Annotated in this window: 15 protein-coding genes and 1 tRNA gene; 8 read left to right on the forward strand and 8 right to left on the reverse strand. The window is 32.4% G+C overall.

The features are described from left to right. Nucleotides 1-36: 36 nt before the first annotated feature. The 4 genes from O1A01_RS09580 to O1A01_RS09595 form a co-directional block, all read right to left on the reverse strand. Nucleotides 37-276: a hypothetical protein gene (locus tag O1A01_RS09580; protein WP_270066097.1), complete on the reverse strand. Its 240-nt coding sequence runs from the start codon at nt 274-276 to the stop codon at nt 37-39. A 709-nt stretch (nt 277-985) separates the two neighbouring features. Next, nucleotides 986-1,147 (reverse strand): hypothetical protein, encoded by a 162-nt coding sequence (locus O1A01_RS09585; protein WP_270066098.1) that lies wholly within the window; start codon nt 1,145-1,147, stop codon nt 986-988. Between the two features lie 42 nt (nt 1,148-1,189). Next, nucleotides 1,190-1,276, reverse strand: a complete 87-nt coding sequence (locus O1A01_RS09590; protein ID WP_270066392.1) for a hypothetical protein — start codon at nt 1,274-1,276, stop codon at nt 1,190-1,192. Between the two features lie 234 nt (nt 1,277-1,510). After that, nucleotides 1,511-2,725 carry an IS4 family transposase gene (locus tag O1A01_RS09595; RefSeq protein WP_270066083.1) on the reverse strand — a complete coding sequence of 405 codons (1,215 nt, stop codon included), beginning with the start codon at nt 2,723-2,725 and terminating at the stop codon, nt 1,511-1,513. Nucleotides 2,726-3,019: 294 nt separating this feature from the next. Here O1A01_RS09595 and O1A01_RS09600 point away from each other — a divergent pair. The 3 genes from O1A01_RS09600 (at nt 3,020) to O1A01_RS09610 (ending at nt 5,442) form a co-directional block, all read left to right on the forward strand. Beyond that, a tRNA-OTHER gene (locus tag O1A01_RS09600) sits at nt 3,020-3,094 on the forward strand. Nucleotides 3,095-3,487: 393 nt separating this feature from the next. Beyond that, nucleotides 3,488-5,182 (forward strand): M3 family oligoendopeptidase, encoded by a 1,695-nt coding sequence (locus O1A01_RS09605; RefSeq protein ID WP_270066099.1) that lies wholly within the window; start codon nt 3,488-3,490, stop codon nt 5,180-5,182. Nucleotides 5,183-5,274: 92 nt separating this feature from the next. After that, a complete protein-coding gene (locus O1A01_RS09610; RefSeq protein ID WP_270066100.1) occupies nt 5,275-5,442 on the forward strand; it encodes a hypothetical protein in 168 nt (55 codons plus the stop codon). A 286-nt stretch (nt 5,443-5,728) separates the two neighbouring features. On the opposite strand, the gene O1A01_RS09615 is transcribed toward O1A01_RS09610, so the two are convergent. Then, nucleotides 5,729-5,830 (reverse strand): hypothetical protein, encoded by a 102-nt coding sequence (locus tag O1A01_RS09615; RefSeq protein ID WP_270066101.1) that lies wholly within the window; start codon nt 5,828-5,830, stop codon nt 5,729-5,731. A gap of 335 nt (nt 5,831-6,165) precedes the next feature. On the opposite strand from O1A01_RS09615, the gene O1A01_RS09620 reads away from it, so the two are divergent. Genes O1A01_RS09620 through O1A01_RS09630 form a run of 3 tightly spaced genes read left to right on the forward strand, consistent with a single transcriptional unit; the run spans nt 6,166 to nt 8,975 of the window. Beyond that, nucleotides 6,166-7,368, forward strand: a complete 1,203-nt coding sequence (locus O1A01_RS09620; protein WP_270066102.1) for a hypothetical protein — start codon at nt 6,166-6,168, stop codon at nt 7,366-7,368. Between the two features lie 16 nt (nt 7,369-7,384). Beyond that, complete coding sequence (locus O1A01_RS09625) at nt 7,385-7,942, forward strand: hypothetical protein (RefSeq protein ID WP_270066103.1); 558 nt, start codon at nt 7,385-7,387, stop codon at nt 7,940-7,942. Next, a complete protein-coding gene (locus tag O1A01_RS09630) occupies nt 7,929-8,975 on the forward strand; it encodes a 6TM ABC transporter family protein (protein ID WP_270066104.1) in 1,047 nt (348 codons plus the stop codon). Before O1A01_RS09625 ends, O1A01_RS09630 begins: the two co-directional genes overlap by 14 nt. Before the next feature lie 807 nt (nt 8,976-9,782). Here the strand turns inward: O1A01_RS09630 and O1A01_RS09635 are convergent. Continuing rightward, nucleotides 9,783-10,199 (reverse strand): DDE-type integrase/transposase/recombinase, encoded by a 417-nt coding sequence (locus O1A01_RS09635; protein WP_270066105.1) that lies wholly within the window; start codon nt 10,197-10,199, stop codon nt 9,783-9,785. Nucleotides 10,200-10,397: 198 nt separating this feature from the next. Between O1A01_RS09635 and O1A01_RS25445 the strand changes: the two genes are divergently transcribed. Both O1A01_RS25445 and O1A01_RS09640 read left to right on the forward strand, forming a co-directional pair. Continuing rightward, nucleotides 10,398-10,541: a DUF6946 family protein gene (locus O1A01_RS25445; protein ID WP_443081810.1), complete on the forward strand. Its 144-nt coding sequence runs from the start codon at nt 10,398-10,400 to the stop codon at nt 10,539-10,541. Nucleotides 10,542-11,139: 598 nt separating this feature from the next. Continuing rightward, nucleotides 11,140-12,891 carry a DEAD/DEAH box helicase gene (locus O1A01_RS09640; RefSeq protein WP_270066106.1) on the forward strand — a complete coding sequence of 584 codons (1,752 nt, stop codon included), beginning with the start codon at nt 11,140-11,142 and terminating at the stop codon, nt 12,889-12,891. Between the two features lie 141 nt (nt 12,892-13,032). On the opposite strand, the gene O1A01_RS09645 is transcribed toward O1A01_RS09640, so the two are convergent. Together O1A01_RS09645 and O1A01_RS09650 are read right to left on the reverse strand one after the other, a co-directional pair. Next, a complete protein-coding gene (locus tag O1A01_RS09645; protein ID WP_270066107.1) occupies nt 13,033-14,475 on the reverse strand; it encodes a 3'-5' exonuclease in 1,443 nt (480 codons plus the stop codon). A gap of 12 nt (nt 14,476-14,487) precedes the next feature. Then, nucleotides 14,488-16,314: an ATP-dependent helicase gene (locus tag O1A01_RS09650; protein WP_270066108.1), complete on the reverse strand. Its 1,827-nt coding sequence runs from the start codon at nt 16,312-16,314 to the stop codon at nt 14,488-14,490. Nucleotides 16,315-16,401: the final 87 nt, after the last annotated feature.

Here is a 16,401-nt window from a genome sequence, read left to right on the forward strand (position 1 = left end):
GTTTAAAAACTTTTTTAATTGCTTTGCTTGTTTATCTTATTCTTTTTGAATTATGCCACTTTCAATTTTTATGTTTAATATTTTCATGTTCTTCAATCCAGGGGTTACTTCTACTATTATTTTTTTATCTATCTCTTCGTACTCGTACACCACATACTGGTTTATCACATTTGGTATATTGTTATCAACAATCATTTTATATTCCTCAAACTCTTTTTCAGTCATAGTTCCTTGTGTCTCTTTAAGAAAATAATCATTTAATTCTTGGTAACTCACATTTTTAGCCCCTGTCATTGAATAAAGTTTGTGTCCCGAATTAACTTCAAAAAACATAACATAAATGACATAACCAATAATTATTGTTAGTAATATCCCTATTAATATTTGGTACTGCAAAACATTCGAATAGCGAATAACATTCTCCCCCCTTCTAATATATATATATTATAGCTCTTGAAATTCATAATTTCATCAATTACTTTGTATTAAAAATTACCATTCGCTCGCAGATAAAATACTTTAGATATGCGTACTCATACACTACATATTGGTTTATCACATTTAAGTTGATTTTTGCACATAAAAAAGGAATGTGACTCAAAATGTAATAAGGTGTCTTTATTATAAGTATTATTAGTTTTCCATTCTTTTTTAAAGAATTCAAAAATATCTTTAATAGGTTCTTCATTTTTAATCTGCTCTTTACTTACTATTCTCGTGCTTTTATCATCCATTTATCCACCTCAATTCTTTACTTATTGTTATTATTATGGACGAAGGGACAGGAATATTGTGCGCACATAAGTTATCAATATTTACAAAAAATGTGTGCGCAACTTTTTCCTGTCCCTCGTGTCTCAAAAATATAATTGACTTGTGAAATATTATACTTAAAGTAACGCAACCCTTATATAGTATTGTAAAAAAAATGAGGTTCCGTCGAACCTCATTCTATATTTACATGTTATTAAAGAAATTGTTTGTCTTAATCGATTTTATTATAAACCGCTGCCCAATCGACCTTTAGTTGTTCCTTCAATTTCTGATTTTCTTCTTCGAGATGCTTCACTTTTTTTCGAAGTGAGGCTATTACCACATCTTTAGAGTGTTCTGTCATATTTCGTTTAACTTGATTTGGTGAATCCAACTTTTCTTCCTGTTTTCTTAATGTTTCAATTTTGGATCTGATCTAGCTGTATTTATATAAAAAGGGTTTTGATACCCCTGATTTTGTTGATACAGAATTAAAGTTTATCTTTTCTTTCTGTTTAATCATATCTTTAATAGTGTTTTCGACCTTTAGTGAACGAGGGGACTGGAATAACGTTCGCGCGTTTGTTAACAGAAATGTCAAAAAATGTGTGGACGACTTTCCTGTCCACTAGCGTTGCACGATTTCCTCTTAGTTGAATTTATGTATTTTTTTTCAAGTCGCTTTTGTCCGCATAAAGAAAAAAGGGAAACGAGGTTACTTTCGACCTTGTTCCCTTTTTTTTACAATTGTTAATTCCTATCGACGTTTTCTTTCCTTAGTTCCCTTTTTATCCAAAGCTACATTTCCAAGTTCCGGCGACACCTTTTGTTTTGGTATTGGAACCTTTTGTCTTCCTTTAGACGTTTTTTTGTTTTTCTTATTTAACGCTTTAGTAAATGAGCCTACTGTTTTATACAGATAGGTTTGTAGTAGTCTAAAGAATTCCCAAGGTGTCTTTTTAGAGTTAGTTTGGAGTTTAACGATTAAAGTTAACCCATATGCAATCAAGGCTAAAAACATTTGATTCCATATTCCTTGCGGCTTTGTACTCCATATTTTTGTAAATCTTAAGTGCTGTTTGATCCATTTAAAGAACAACTCTATCGTCCATCTTGCTCGATATAATTCCATTATTTGTTGATCTGTGAGGTCAAATCTATTCGTTAGAATTCTATACGTTCTTTGTTTTTCATCGATGAATTCTACGTACCGAACTGGTGGTTGAGAAACAGTATAGGATACTTTTGCGTCTTGAACCACGGATGAGTGGGTAGGTGTATATTCTTCCAAGATACCCAATCGCAGTGACTTGGATACCCGTGCTACAAACGATATCTCCTTCGCTTGCCAGGATTGCAGATTCTCTCTTGAAGGATAGCCACGGTCCATTATATAGATATAGTCTGATTCTTCTATCATTACATCCGAACTTTCAAAATCACTTAACCTTCCGGAAGATGGTACAATCTTGTCTGCATATACAACATCGGGTGACGCAACCATTAGTCTTGTATGCATTTTAACGCCAGTTTTCTTCTTCGAAATCTTTGCCCAGTCACATAAATTATGAGGTAACTTTATTTCAGTAGAATCAATAATTCGTAACCTACCTAACCCATTTGGAAGTCCCATTAACCCTTTAGTAAGTTGAGAGAGTTTCTCTACAACTTTTATAAATAGTTTTTGTACTAGTTCAGTTGGCAGTTCGTTAATTCTACGGCTTAACTGTGATCTACTGATTTCCTCTATCCCAATTTCCATACGAAGCTCTGGATAAGCCTCAAGCTTTTCTTCCATATGGCTATAGGAACTCCAATGATCCAGTTGAGCAGCTACAAACGTTTTAACCAATGATTTAGTTGAAAGTTTATAGTTACTATAATCCAATAATGGACAATCAAAATCCTCAGTAGGAAGAAGTGATAAACATTGACAAATAAGCATTTCACGTTCTATACTATCTTTATTCATTTTTAAAGCTCCTTTGTAGATGACTTGTTTGTTTAAGGGAACAAAACAAGGTCACACATTCTACAATAGGAGTTTTTTTATTAAATGTAAATCCATAATTATTGAAATTATGGATTTTTTTGGAAGTCATGCAACGCTAGTGTTTCCTGTCCCCGTGTCCCATGTATGTTACTTGGCTTATTGTGTCAGTAGTATTTGTTGCTAAGGCGAAAAGGAAGTATTTAAAGAATGGAAATAGAATAAATGAATAACGAAAGGGAATAATATATTTCGTTACAGCAGTAATGTTTTTTTGGACTTGTAGCTCAATGGTAGAGCAACCAGTATGCGCTGAGTGTCTAGTTGGTTCGATTCCAACCAAGTCCACCATTATCGAATAAAGATATTTTAATGAGTATTCATTATGAGAGTGTATAGTGAAAATTTAAAACCAAGACCTATACCATGGGGCTGTGTTAACACAAATTGCTGAACATTCACCTTTTAAAGCGCTTATAAAGTGGATTCTATTTATGGGCACTATCTTGTCAACCATAATAGAGCCAAGTGTTCTTATGCTTAGTGTGCGGCGAAGTAACTATCTGTGCAGTAGTTATTAAAGAGTTTTCTAATTTAATAGATGTTACCTTACCCAGTCCTTCCTTGTAACTTTATGTTTCGGAAAACGAAATTCTTTTGCTTTTTTAAAAGGAATTAATAAGTACTTTGTCGAAAATACGTAGTATACATAGTTTTATATTATTCAGCAAAAGGGGAGTTATCATGAAGTTTAATGAATATCAGTATGTGAGACCGAACTTAGAAGAGGTAGAAGCGAAGTTTAGTCAGCTTTTAACGGACTTTACCAATGCAACGTCATTTGAAGAACAAGATAGCGTAATGGCTGCTATTAATGAGGTTCGTAGTGAAGTAGAGTCTATGAGACAAATTGTCCAAATCCGCCATACAATTGATACAACAGATGAGTTTTATCAAGAGGAAAAAAGCTTCTTCGACCAAGTCGGACCAGCTTATAAAGGGTTAGTAACAAACTATTACCAAGCATTAACACAATCGAAGTTTCGCGCACAGCTAGAAGAGAAATGGGGCAAGCAATTATTTCTACTTGCTGACAGTGAGTTAAAGACGTTTTCACCTGACGTTTTAGATGATTTAAAAGAGGAAAACATACTTGTTAGTGAGTACGTAAAGCTATTAGCTGCAGCAAAAATTGAGTTTGAAGGACAAGAAAGAAATCTAGCTCAATTGGCTGCTTTCCATCAATCAACAGATCGAGAAACTCGTAAACTTTCAAACGAAGCAAAATATGTGTACTTTGTTGAAAACGCAGATCCATTAGATGAGCTGTATGACAAACTAGTAAAAGTGCGTACAACAATCGCTGAAAAATTAGGCTTTGATTCTTTTACAGAGCTTGCTTATGCTCGTTTAAAACGTACGGACTATGATGCAGATATGGTCGCTAATTTCCGCAATCAAGTAAAAGAGTATATTGTTCCACTGGCAACAAAGTTAAGAGAAAAACAGCAAGAGAGAATTGGTGTTGATTCATTAAAGTACTATGATGTTGGATATAGCTTTAAAACAGGAAATCCAGATCCTAAAGGGGATGCGGAATGGATTGTAGGACAAGCAAAAAAGATGTATGATGAGATGTCTCCTGAAACAGAAGAATTTTATAACTTTATGCTAGATCATGATTTAATGGACCTTTTAAGTAAGAAAGGTAAAGCAGGTGGAGGCTATTGTACGTATATTAGTAAATACAAATCGCCATACATTTTTGCTAACTTTAACGGTACTAAAGGTGATGTTAGAGTTTTAAAACATGAAGTAGGACATGCGTTCCAAGTATATTCTAGTCGTGGATATGAAGTTCCTGAGTATGGATTTCCAACATTAGAAGCATGTGAAATTCATTCGATGAGTATGGAATTCTTTAATTGGCCATGGATGGATCTATTCTTTGACGAAGATACCGACAAATATAAGTTCTCTCATTTAAGTGAAGCAGTACAGTTCATTCCTTATGGTGTGGCAGTGGATGAATTCCAGCATTTTGTTTATGCTAACCCAGAAGCAACGCCACAAGAGCGTAAATCTGAGTGGAGAGAAATAGAGAAAACGTATTTGCCTCATCTTGACTATGATGGAAATGAATTTTTAGAGAACGGTGGCTTCTGGCAACAACAGGGACATATTTACAAAGTACCATTCTATTATATCGATTACACACTTGCACAAATTTGCGCGCTTCAATTCTGGAAGAGAACACAAGAAAACAAGGATGCAGCTTGGGCTGATTATTTACACTTATGCAAACAAGGCGGAAGTAAATCATTTACACAATTAGTGGCAGAGGCAAACTTAATTTCTCCATTTGAAGAAGGTTGTGTAAAATCTGTAATTGAAGAAATTGAAGTATATTTAGATTCTATTAACGATAAAGAACTCTAAAAAATATAAATGTAGGAGCAGAAGTTAAGATAACTTTCTGCTCCTTTTTTTATAGGTTAAGTTGAATTTTTTCTAGTTGATGTTACTACCTTATGAAAATGAACGAGGGGACAGGAATATCGTGTACGCATTTGTTAACAGTAATGTCAAAAAATGTGTGGATGACTTGTCCCCATGTTCACTACACCATTAATTATGAAAATGATAAAGAAGCGTTGGAAGACATAAAAGCAATAACACATGAAAATAATATTGGGTAATTTTCGGGAGGGATTAATAATATTAAGTATATATTTATTACAATACTGCATTTCTTAAGATCGAAACTCATTTGAACTAGGGTATATAGCTGTGTCATAGCACTGTATTTCAAATGGTAGAGAAGTATTGTCGGAAATTATTCATACAAAATTAATGAAAACAACGGCTGGGATAGAACAAGGGGACAGGATTATTGTGCGCATATTTGTTAACAGTAATGTAAAAAAATGTGTGGATGACTTTCCTGTCCCCATGTCCCATTGAGTTAAAGTAATTTCCCTTTTTCTAAGTAAACGATAAAGCTCCGTTTACTATCCCTAAAATCTCTTCCCAAAACTCATCTGTCTTTTTCGGCCCAATTCCTTCCACACTCAACAATTCTTCCACTGTCCTAGGTCTCATCTCTAAAGGTTGGAACGAGGGGACAGGAATATTGCACACGCATCTTTTAACAATACTTCCAAAAAATGTGTGGATGACTTTCCTGTCTATGTCTCTGCTATTTTAAAGAGATTTGTTCGTGACCTAATTGCAGTTGCTGTACACCCAACCATCTTGTTATTTTATTTATTAATCTTGTACATAGCTATAGGTTACATCGCTGCTTGGTAGGATTATGAAAAAGCACTCTAATTTAGAAAAAACATTATGATTTTTTAACAAAAGGTGGTATTTATTTGGTACTATAGTGAAAGAGATTGGAGATTGTTGGGGGAAAAAATATGGATTTAGATAGATTTACGAATTATTACTCAAAAAAAATGAAAAATAACTTGACCAAAAAAAAGCGGATAAAGACTATTAGTGATTTTTTTAGTAAGCAAACTAAAAAAGATATTTCTTTTAGCGATGAAAAAGAAAGTTTAGCATATATCATTCAGTACATAATAGAAAGAGAAGACGAATCGGAAGAAATTCTAGAGGAGCTATACACTCTTCTTGAGTACTCATATTCAACTCAGAACCCAAACTATGTTTACGAATTCAAAACTCAATATACAGATAACACACTATATGATTTAGTGAAAAAAACATTTAAAAAAAGACTAATATATGGTGATTTTGAATATGAATTAACAGACTCAATAAAATTTGACTCTTATAGTCGCATTATTGAATGTAATTTAGAATATCAAGAATATTCCTCAGATATAGTTACAGGAGAAGAATATAAGAAGTCATCAGGTTTGGTAAATATTATTTTTGATATGAAAAATAATAAATTTTTCTCATCAAAGTCGCCAAATTATAAAACACATAATAATTTAGTCGAATTTTTGTCTTCTAAGGGATTTAATATTTCTTCTATATATATTCTTAAAAGAGCACTAACAATTAAAAATAGAAATTTTACAGAGTTTTCACCAACAACTTTATTAATTATCAACTTACTATATGAAAAGATTCCAGAATTGGGTTATGAAATAACTTTAGAAGCAATCAGCTTTACAAATTTAGATTCCCAAAATGTACAAGGGATGAAAATGAAAGGTACTGATTTGTTAGAAGCTCAAGAGATTCTTCAAAGGATACATAGTGGCGATGAAGTACATAATCTTAAGTTATCTTTACAGATTATAGATAAGAGTAGCGGAATTGATAAATATGTAGGTACTACTTTTATGATTGATCTTCAAGGGAAGATTGCTTTTATTTTTGAAGAAGATGATGATGTACGGGAGAGTAGAAAAAGAGAAATATGTATAAATTTACAAAATAGTTTGATGGAACTCATTTATGATGAAGATACAATTGAAAGAGGACAAAATATAATTTATAAGGAATTACCAAAGCCAAAATCAATCCAATTTGTCGTTTCTGAAATTAAAAAGAGTGTTTTAGAATTAATTAAGAATAGTGATGATAAAATTGAGGTAGAAAAGTTTTTTATTGAAAATTATCCAACTTCTTCAAACGATAAATAAAAAAGGAGGGTTTTTTATGTTTTTTTCCAATAGTACAATTATTGTAAGGATAAATAATACAGATATGGAAAAAGTTTTAAAAAACTTTTCCTTTTTTGAGGAAAGTGGAATAAAAAACCATTCTAGAAAATTTTACTCAATAAATTTTTATGATAATGAAAGAAAAGATATAGGAGAAATACATTATACTAATTCCTTCGAGTATGGAAAGATGAATGTAATTAATTTCATTCGTAAATCCAATTTGTTTTTCCTGTTTACTTCGAGTATTCAGCATTCTAAGTTCTTTAAAAAAATAATTACACAAATGACAAATGATAAAGTAAGTTTTGATATAGTGAAAATACCATTATCATCAGATTGTGGTGTTTATCCCGAAGTAGAAAACTTTAACGTAATGGCTACTGATAATGTATTTGGCATAATCGGAACATTATCTTTTAAAGGTGTCCCATACTTAATAAAAATATATAGTAATGGTTTAATTACTTTTCCTTTTACAAATAATTTGGAGTTAATAGAAGAGGTAATAAGTACTTCTTTACAAATACTAAAATATTATGATCGAATATAAAATTTTACTCAGTATACAAACAAATGAGTTTTATTCTTTTTTTGATAATATGACAATAGCCTCTATAACGTTCTTAGCTTGGACTTCTGCAGTAATAGCTGCTTTGTTAGCTGTGACTACAATTATTTTTAGCCAATTCAATGAGAGATTAATTCATAGAGTAAATGATATTTCTAAGGAAATTCAAGCATTAATGTCAAAAAGGGAAAATCACCAATTAATTATTGAAAAAATAAATGAAATAATTTACCTAAATGCAAATAAAAAAGTTTATAAATCTACATTATATTACTTTTTCTTTTTGTCTTACTTGTCTGGGGGTTTATGGGTATTATCAGGGATAGGGTATATTTTGGATCAAGTAAATATAAGTTCTGGTGATTTAACAGTAATAGTATTAGCGATTTTTGCCATTTTTTTAACGTTTTTTGGTTTGCCGATCATTTTATTTCAATTTAATAGAAATCCTGCTTTAAAAGTAGATAATAAGAATAGGACATCATTATCTAATCTGATTAGTTACTTTAATTCTATAACAAGGATCTCTAACGAACTGATAATAAAAGATTATATACAACCTACACTAAATTTCACTATAAGTCTATCAGGAAAATTAATGATATCTTCTAATCAACAAGTACCAATCTCTAATGTAACTTACATCTTTGAATGCGTTGGAAAAAGTAATTCAAAACAAATAATTAAACTAAAGAGTAATTCTGCTAAGAAATATAATGAATATAAAGTAAAGCCTTTAAACAAAAATGAGAATAATTTTGAAGGCTTATATAATATTATTAAATCAAGTACTTACCAAAACCTATATGTTTTTTCTCCTAAAGGGGAAGCTATAGCAACTTATAAATTGTGGATTTCTAGTGATAGTGAAAATAAGATATCCCTAAATATACATGAGTATTTTAATATGTCACCAGATAGTTATATTATAAAGGCTCTTACCACTAAAAAATGGTTGCATGTTTTTCAGGCGGAAAATAAACAGAATGAATATAAGTTAATTAAAGTTAAATAAAGCTTCACTCAAGAGATTTTACCCAATTAATGTATAGGAATGTTTTACAATAATTGTACTTCTAACAGAGAAGCATGACTATACCTCTTAAGTTACAAACCTCTGCATGAATTATTGCAACTATCATTTTAAATTTCTATTTAGTAGAATCAATAGAAACTAAGGATAATTGCCTTATACATAACTATTTTTAGTGGTAGAGTTTTTTAGGCGAACTAGGTTGCATCATGTTAATTCAGTTAAAGAAAATACGCACAAGTACACTATTTACGCTGATTTGGGACGAGGGGACAGGATCTGTTCACACATTTGTTAGCAGCAGTTCTAAAAAATGTGTGGATGACTATCCTATCCCCCTGTTCACTCGGAAAGGTTTTGTTTATCGTAATTTATATTGTTTCATAATCTGTCGTTTTGTCCTAACAATCCCCAAAATCTCCTCCAGATTGTTTTAATTTTATTACTAAATTTTCCCCTTCTAAGAAAACGTATGCGATATTTGGAGTGTCAGGTCTAAATGTACCGGTTGGTACACTATAACGATTTCCCTCGTAGCGAATTACGTTGTCCTTGTGTATAGTTATTGTTATACTGATATAAGAACATCTTTAAATATGTAAGTACCAAAGACTTTCTTTAAGTGTTGCTTTTCCAGGGCGTGCACTTCGGAAGAGCTTTTTTGTATTATGATGTACTTTAAAGTTACCCGTTCTTCTAAGCCAAGCATGGCTTGCACTATTCCAATCTGTAATGTTGTCAAAGATTCTATTTATACTAAAGTTGTTTTTTACAAATTTAACAACATGTTCAATCTTCCCTTTTGGATTCAGGATCACTCTTTCTACAGAGATAAATATTAAAATGTCGCGCCTTCTGATAGTTTGTAAATTCAGCATTTATTAAAGCATCCTGATCATATACTTTTTCTTCTGGCATCCCCTCAAAATAATCAAAAGCATTTTCTTGCATCCTAAGAACATCAGATGTTCTAAAAGGACGATCTAGCCACTCAACATATTTATATCGTGAATGAGTCAGTATAAAAGCAATAAAATATAATCTCTTACTTTCTCCATTGGTATTCTTTACGTTGGTCTGGCCAAAATCTACCTGTGCTTGTTTTCCGATAGGAACTGCTGAATACGTTCTTGGAACACTTACTTTAGATATATGATAAAATTCCCAAAGATCATTAACATAGTTTCTAACGGTATTTTCTGCCACTCATGTAGCGGTTCACTCCTAATAATTCCTCACTTTCAATGTACTACTCTCAGTATATTGAAAGCGTTTAAGTATTTGGTGACCTGTTTATTCTTATTTGTGGAAATCTGTTTGATTTTATTTTGGGAAAACTTTTGATTTTAGATTAGCGTTTACATAAGCCTCGAATCGTTGGAAAGCGTAAAAATTTAGAGGTGAATTAATTTTACTAGTTTAAAAGAAGAAGACGTTCTAGACAATAGTTATCAATTACTACATCAAACAGCTTCTACACATTTGGAGGCAGAAAGAATCGAAGTGAAGAATGCCAACATACTTCTTCACTCCTCTATTAGAGAATGAAAACGGTAAGAGGAAGATTATGCAGAGTATATAGGTCTGTTTAACATGACACCTAAGAAATATTCAGTTGTTTGTCCAGTTTTTATAACATTTTCAAAACACATATAAGAAAAAATAGTGTAAGACAATTGAATGGTTCAAATAATGGTTCAAATAAATATATTTATACGATAAAAGAGTGGGGTTAACAGGACTTGGAACGAATGAAAAGGTAATTTTATAAAAACGTTCTTCGGAATTTAAATTTAATTATTAAAGACAAAAATATCGTTTTCTGAATATGAGGTAGTTCTTTAATTAGCCGAGCGATAGGAGAAATCTTGATGTAGAAGTTGACTAAAGCGGAGCTCCTAACTGAAAGACTAATTGAGCAAATGATAGTTGAAATAGTGAAGGTTTCTAACAATTTTTTTCTAACATCTCTTGTCATGAAGTCTGATGTGTACTTGCTGAAAATTATGAATGGATTATATGAGCAAAGAATTAAGTTTTTGGGGTTATCTTATTTGAAATTAAGTTTCTTAGTTTTGTATTTGAATTTCCAAAGAAGTTTATTAAAATAGGTATATAGAGACTTTATTAATAGGGAGATAGAATTATGAATGCTTTTCCTTCTGAACAAGATATAAAAACGGCATTAGAATTATTAATAGATAAATATAAAGTTCCAGATTCAATTATTAAAGTTATGTTTGGACAACAAAATTTTATCAATTTAAATTCTATCTTAGCTTCATTAAAGAAACAAACTATAAATACAACTGAACTTACTAAAATGCTAATTTTAGAAAAAGGAGCCTATTTGTTCTCAGGTCATGATGAGTCAGTACGCTCACTTAGATCACATCTCCTTCGGCAAATTCCAACACAACAACTTATGGAACTATATAATCGTAATCCTTCACAGGGCCGTTCCATCACCTCTCCATCTTACATGATAAGGCCGCTTGTAGAGAAGAAATGGATTATGGGTGGAACATGGCCACGTGATTTTGTTAAAATTTTAGGATTTCCTATGGTGTTTTCAGGAATTTCAGTTCCGAAGTCTTCCTCAACAGAGGCAGTTGTTGATATTGATGCTCGAAAAGCTGTACCACCGCTTGCCGACTACCAAATTGGCTTAAAGGAGAGAATGCTAGAAGTCTTGAGTATGGAAGGGGATAAGACTAGATGTGTAGTAACACTTCCTACTGGTGGGGGTAAGACTCGGGTTGCGGTGGAGAGCTTCATTGAATGGATGCAAATAAGGTTTTCGGAAGGGAAATACATGATTTGGATTGCACAAAGTGAAGAGCTTTGTGAGCAAGCCATTTCGTGTATTATCGATATGTGGCAAGAAAAAGAATTTCCAGAATCATTGAGAATCTATAGATACTTTGCTGGCAAAAAGGTACAAGAAGACCAGTTGATAGGTGGAGTAGTCGTTGCAAGTATACAACAACTTTATTCTAGAATTAGAAACGACGATCCGACAATAAATGAAATATTAAAAAACTGTGGTGCTATGATTATTGATGAAGCCCATCATGCAGTTGCTCCTATATATCGTGCTCTTTTAACTAAAGCGGAAGAATTGTGTGGTCCTGATTTATTTCCTATATGTGGTCTTACTGCAACACCTGGTAGGAATAATGAGGAAACTACAATGTTGGTTAATCAATTTCAAGCATATCTTATTCAACCGAAACTGCCTCCTAATAGCCAGTATTTTCACAATCCTTTACTGTACTTTAGAACAGAAGGTTTTCTAGCAGAACCGAGACATATTGTTTATCAATCGGGGAGCACTGTTGAAATAAACGAAGATGAACTTAATGAAACTGATGAGGATTTTAAACCTGAATTTCTCGAGGTACTCGCGAATGACGAGCAGCGCAATAAGACTATTATACGCCACTTGCTTGATATTCCTGTTGGTAGTCCAACTCTTGTTTATGCATGTACAGTTAATCATGCAGAATTTCTGGCATCGGTATTAAATGCAGTAGGGAGAAAGGCAGCCTCGATATCAGCAAGCACACCTAAAGCTACCAGAAGAATGTATATAGACGCATTTAAAAAAGGTAATATAGAATTTCTTTTGAATTATGGGGTACTTACAACAGGCTTTGATGCTCCTAAAACAGAATATATTATAGTTTGTCGACCGACCACAAGCGTAGTCTTATATGAACAAATTGTGGGAAGAGGTCTTAGAGGTCCTAAATTTGGAGGAACTGAAACCTGTACAATAATTGATTTTGCTGATAACATTACGAGGTTAGGTAAACCACTTGCATATAGAAGATTCCATAAATTTTGGGAACTTGACAGTAAGCATAATAACCGTGAAGTTAATCATACATTTTAGAAAAAAAGAGAAGATAAATTGTCATCAAGACGGAGGAATTAACTAAACTGTTTATATTTTTCATAAACACGATTCTTTCACTTAATAATAAATGATAAAAAAGAATGGTACAATCATTCTTTTTTATCATTTAACAGAGTCTTATTTTAAGTCGTACATATTTGAGTTTAGGTCATTAACAAAAGTAGAGTACTCTTTTACAGCAACTAGCAATAAAGTCTTCTTTGCCCGTGTCATAGCAACATATAGTTTCTTTCTTTCACGAGATATAAAATCATTCTCGTCTTCTCCAGGGGCAGGGGATTTATATGGTAACTTTCCTTTTGTTAAGTCTGTTATGATTACATGATCGAATTCAAGTCCCTTTGAAGATTGATAGGTAATTAGTTTAACACCTGGAGAAATAATATCAGCTTTGTCATCCCTTAAACTGAATACAGGAAGTCCCTTTTTTTCAAGGTATTCTTTAATATTATCAAGCTTTTTATGAGACTGTCCTATTATTCCAATAGTACTTTCTGGATAAGTACTTCGGATAGTCTTAACATGGTCAGTTATAACCTTTTCTTCACAATCAAGGTCAGGGCATAGAGAAAGTTCTGGAACTTTACCATCTATGTTAGGTTCTTCGGCACGATAATAATCCTCATCTTTAACATAGAGATTGTCTTTTTCTTGGAAGTCATTTGCAAGTTTCACTATTTCTCTTGTTGAACGAAATGTTTGTTTTAATAATTGACTTCTATTTCCAACAACTTTAATACCGGCATTTTTCCATGTGAAAGACCGTTTGAATATTTGTTGCCCTTTATCTGCGCCTATAGTTAAACTTTTTTTAGCAATGGAGCTTATAGCTTTTAACTGCATGGTGTGTAAATCCTGAGCTTCATCTACTAATATATGATCTGGTCTTAGGTGATTAGGAATTTGATCAGTTTTTTCAACTAGAATTCTTGCAAGATCGTCTCCATCAATTCCTTGATACTTGTAATGGTTTAAAAGTAACTCATTATATTTTTCTAGTACATCGTAAATTGTATTCCTATGCACTTTTGTAACTCTGATATCTGTTCCTCGACCAGCACGAGTAATATCGAGATAATCATTTCTTGAATTAATTCCTGCCCCTTTAATCCATTCAATTTCATCACATAGAAAACGAATTAAAGCCTTATCACTTTTTGATTTCTCTTCGATATTAGGGAAGTTTACTGGTTTGAATTTTTTATTTACTATATTTTTTGCAAAACGGACAGCCTCTACTCTTAAATCACCCATAATTAAGCGAGTATGGGGGTAATCGGTGTGTTCTATCATTTCTTGGCCCCATTGATGGAAAGTTTTCGCATCGATAGTTGTGGAAATGGTTTTTTTACAAAGCTGACGTGTATAGTTAGTTAAAGCGCGGGTATATGTCAACACAAGTAATGAATCTGCTGGCAATGTTTCTTTAAGATATGCTGCTCTTGCAAGTAGTATAGTAGATTTACCACTACCAGGAATTCCTTGGATAAGTAAATCACCTTCTGGTTTAAAAGTTACACACTTCTTTTGCTTCTTTGTTAGTTCCATGGTTTGCAACATGCGTGATCCTCCTTAAAAGAAATCCATAAGTTTCCTTAACTCTTCTTGTTGTTTAATTTCTTCTTCTTCCTGCTGTATCGTTGTTTTATCTATAATTTCTTTATCTAAATTAGTAAACCCATCATTCTTTTCTTCATTGTTAGATGAATGATACTGGTTATAAGCTGATTCAGATAATATACACTTATCTAGAAAACTTTCAAATTCTATTCCCTTTTTCCCGAGTATATATAATTGATTTTGCGCCCTTGTTAGTGCAACATAGAATAGTCGCTTTTCCTCTTCCATATCTGGTCGACTGCTATGAGGAAACTCACGATCACCAACATAGAGGATGAATACAATCGGGTATTCTAAACCTTTAGCATCATGAACGGTTCTAACTGTGATACAATCTGTTTCTAATTCATAATTTGGATCTTCTTCTATTTCGACAATATATTCTGTCAAATCATCAGTGTCCAGTGCTCCTTGTTTAATAACATCATTAATAAAAGTAATCAGTTCATTTGATGCTTCCTTAACCTTTAATTTTTCAAGAACTTCATCTAACGGTTCGTCTTCATACTTATCACGTACATGTAATACTTGTTCAATAAGCGACTCGACCTTTTTCTCGTTTTGATGTTGTGTGTTATATCTTATTGAATAACTGTCTAGTTTCTTGTATACTTCGTCTGCTTGAGGTGAATACTCAGAATTTTTTCGATATAGAATACATATGTCAGATAACGTTACTTTCTTTTCCTTAATTAACTCGCATATTTTTTTCGCAATATATTCCGCTGCCAACGTCACGGAGTGTGTTTCAATGACTTTAGGTTTAATTCCTTTCCTATTATTGGCCGATTCAATTGTCCCTTCTCCAATAAAGTCATTTGCGACAGTTATAATTTCTCTTGTTGAACGATAATTTTGATTCAAGTTAACTATTTCAAAGCTTAGGGGACTATTTTTTTCACAATAAGTTGCAAATCGATCCATATTTTTACTGTTTGATCCATTAAATGTATAGATGGTCTGGTATTTGTCACCAACAACAGTTACGAATTGATTTAGATTAATTAATCGTAATAACAACTCCTCTTGTGCTAAAGATGTATCTTGGTATTCATCAATGAATATATGTTGTAGACTCTGAGATATATAATTGTAAGTACGTTGTTTTAATGACAAAATTCGTATGGCTTCAGTAATAAGACCTTGAAAATCAGTAACATTTTTAATTCTTTCTAATGTGTGAATTCTTCTCCAAAAAGTTATAAGGTCTTTCCCTTGAACAAGAACTCTACCATTTGTATAGGTATTATCATGGTATGATTTATTTGGGTTTATATCTGACCAACTGTGTATAGGAGAATCTTCAATGCTACCTTGTCTAATCATGTTATAGATATGTGATAACGAACTGTTTACCAATTCACGATTGGCGTATTCTGTACATAAATCTTTTATTAAAGTAGGATCCAAGTCAATAAATTTATCAGTAGAGATTCGTCCAAAGCCTACTCGGAATCGCGATTCTTTAAAATGGATACCGTATTTAATTATACGGTGTGCTAAACTGTGAAAGGTTAAAATTGACGGTTTACCACCATATCCTATGACACTAGTAAATTCCTCAATTTTATTTAGTAAGTGTGATTTAGCTGATTTAGAAAATGAAATACCTAGTATTTTATCAGTATCAACACCTAGTTCAGTTTGAACGTAAAGAATTTTAGCTGCGAGGGTTGTTGTTTTCCCCGTACCGGGTCCAGCAATAATTTGGCTAAACCGGGATGCCGACGTGACAGCACTTCGTTGTTGTGAGTTTAATATTTCAAGAATTTTATTCATAGTTTAGTACCTTTCTCATTCATAGGTAAAATAAATTAGTATCTGTGAATATTTTACCAGAATAATGGGTATTTGTTCATAAAAGTT

The sequence above is a fragment of the Sutcliffiella sp. NC1 genome (genome assembly GCF_027594365.1).
Taxonomy (GTDB): domain Bacteria; phylum Bacillota; class Bacilli; order Bacillales; family Bacillaceae_I; genus Sutcliffiella; species Sutcliffiella cohnii.

Bases quoted from the DNA above. Each gene is read 5' to 3' on its own strand.
- O1A01_RS09590 (WP_270066392.1), bottom strand. From the start codon at position 1,276: ATGATTAAACAGAAAGAAAAGATAAACTTTAATTCTGTATCAACAAAA.
- O1A01_RS09595 (WP_270066083.1), bottom strand. From the start codon at position 2,725: ATGAATAAAGATAGTATAGAACGTGAAATGCTTATTTGTCAATGTTTA.
- O1A01_RS09605 (WP_270066099.1), top strand. From the start codon at position 3,488: ATGAAGTTTAATGAATATCAGTATGTGAGACCGAACTTAGAAGAGGTA.
- O1A01_RS09610 (WP_270066100.1), top strand. From the start codon at position 5,275: ATGAAAATGAACGAGGGGACAGGAATATCGTGTACGCATTTGTTAACA.
- O1A01_RS09620 (WP_270066102.1), top strand. From the start codon at position 6,166: ATGGATTTAGATAGATTTACGAATTATTACTCAAAAAAAATGAAAAAT.
- O1A01_RS09625 (WP_270066103.1), top strand. From the start codon at position 7,385: ATGTTTTTTTCCAATAGTACAATTATTGTAAGGATAAATAATACAGAT.
- O1A01_RS09630 (WP_270066104.1), top strand. From the start codon at position 7,929: ATGATCGAATATAAAATTTTACTCAGTATACAAACAAATGAGTTTTAT.
- O1A01_RS09640 (WP_270066106.1), top strand. From the start codon at position 11,140: ATGAATGCTTTTCCTTCTGAACAAGATATAAAAACGGCATTAGAATTA.
- O1A01_RS09645 (WP_270066107.1), bottom strand. From the start codon at position 14,475: ATGTTGCAAACCATGGAACTAACAAAGAAGCAAAAGAAGTGTGTAACT.
- O1A01_RS09650 (WP_270066108.1), bottom strand. From the start codon at position 16,314: ATGAATAAAATTCTTGAAATATTAAACTCACAACAACGAAGTGCTGTC.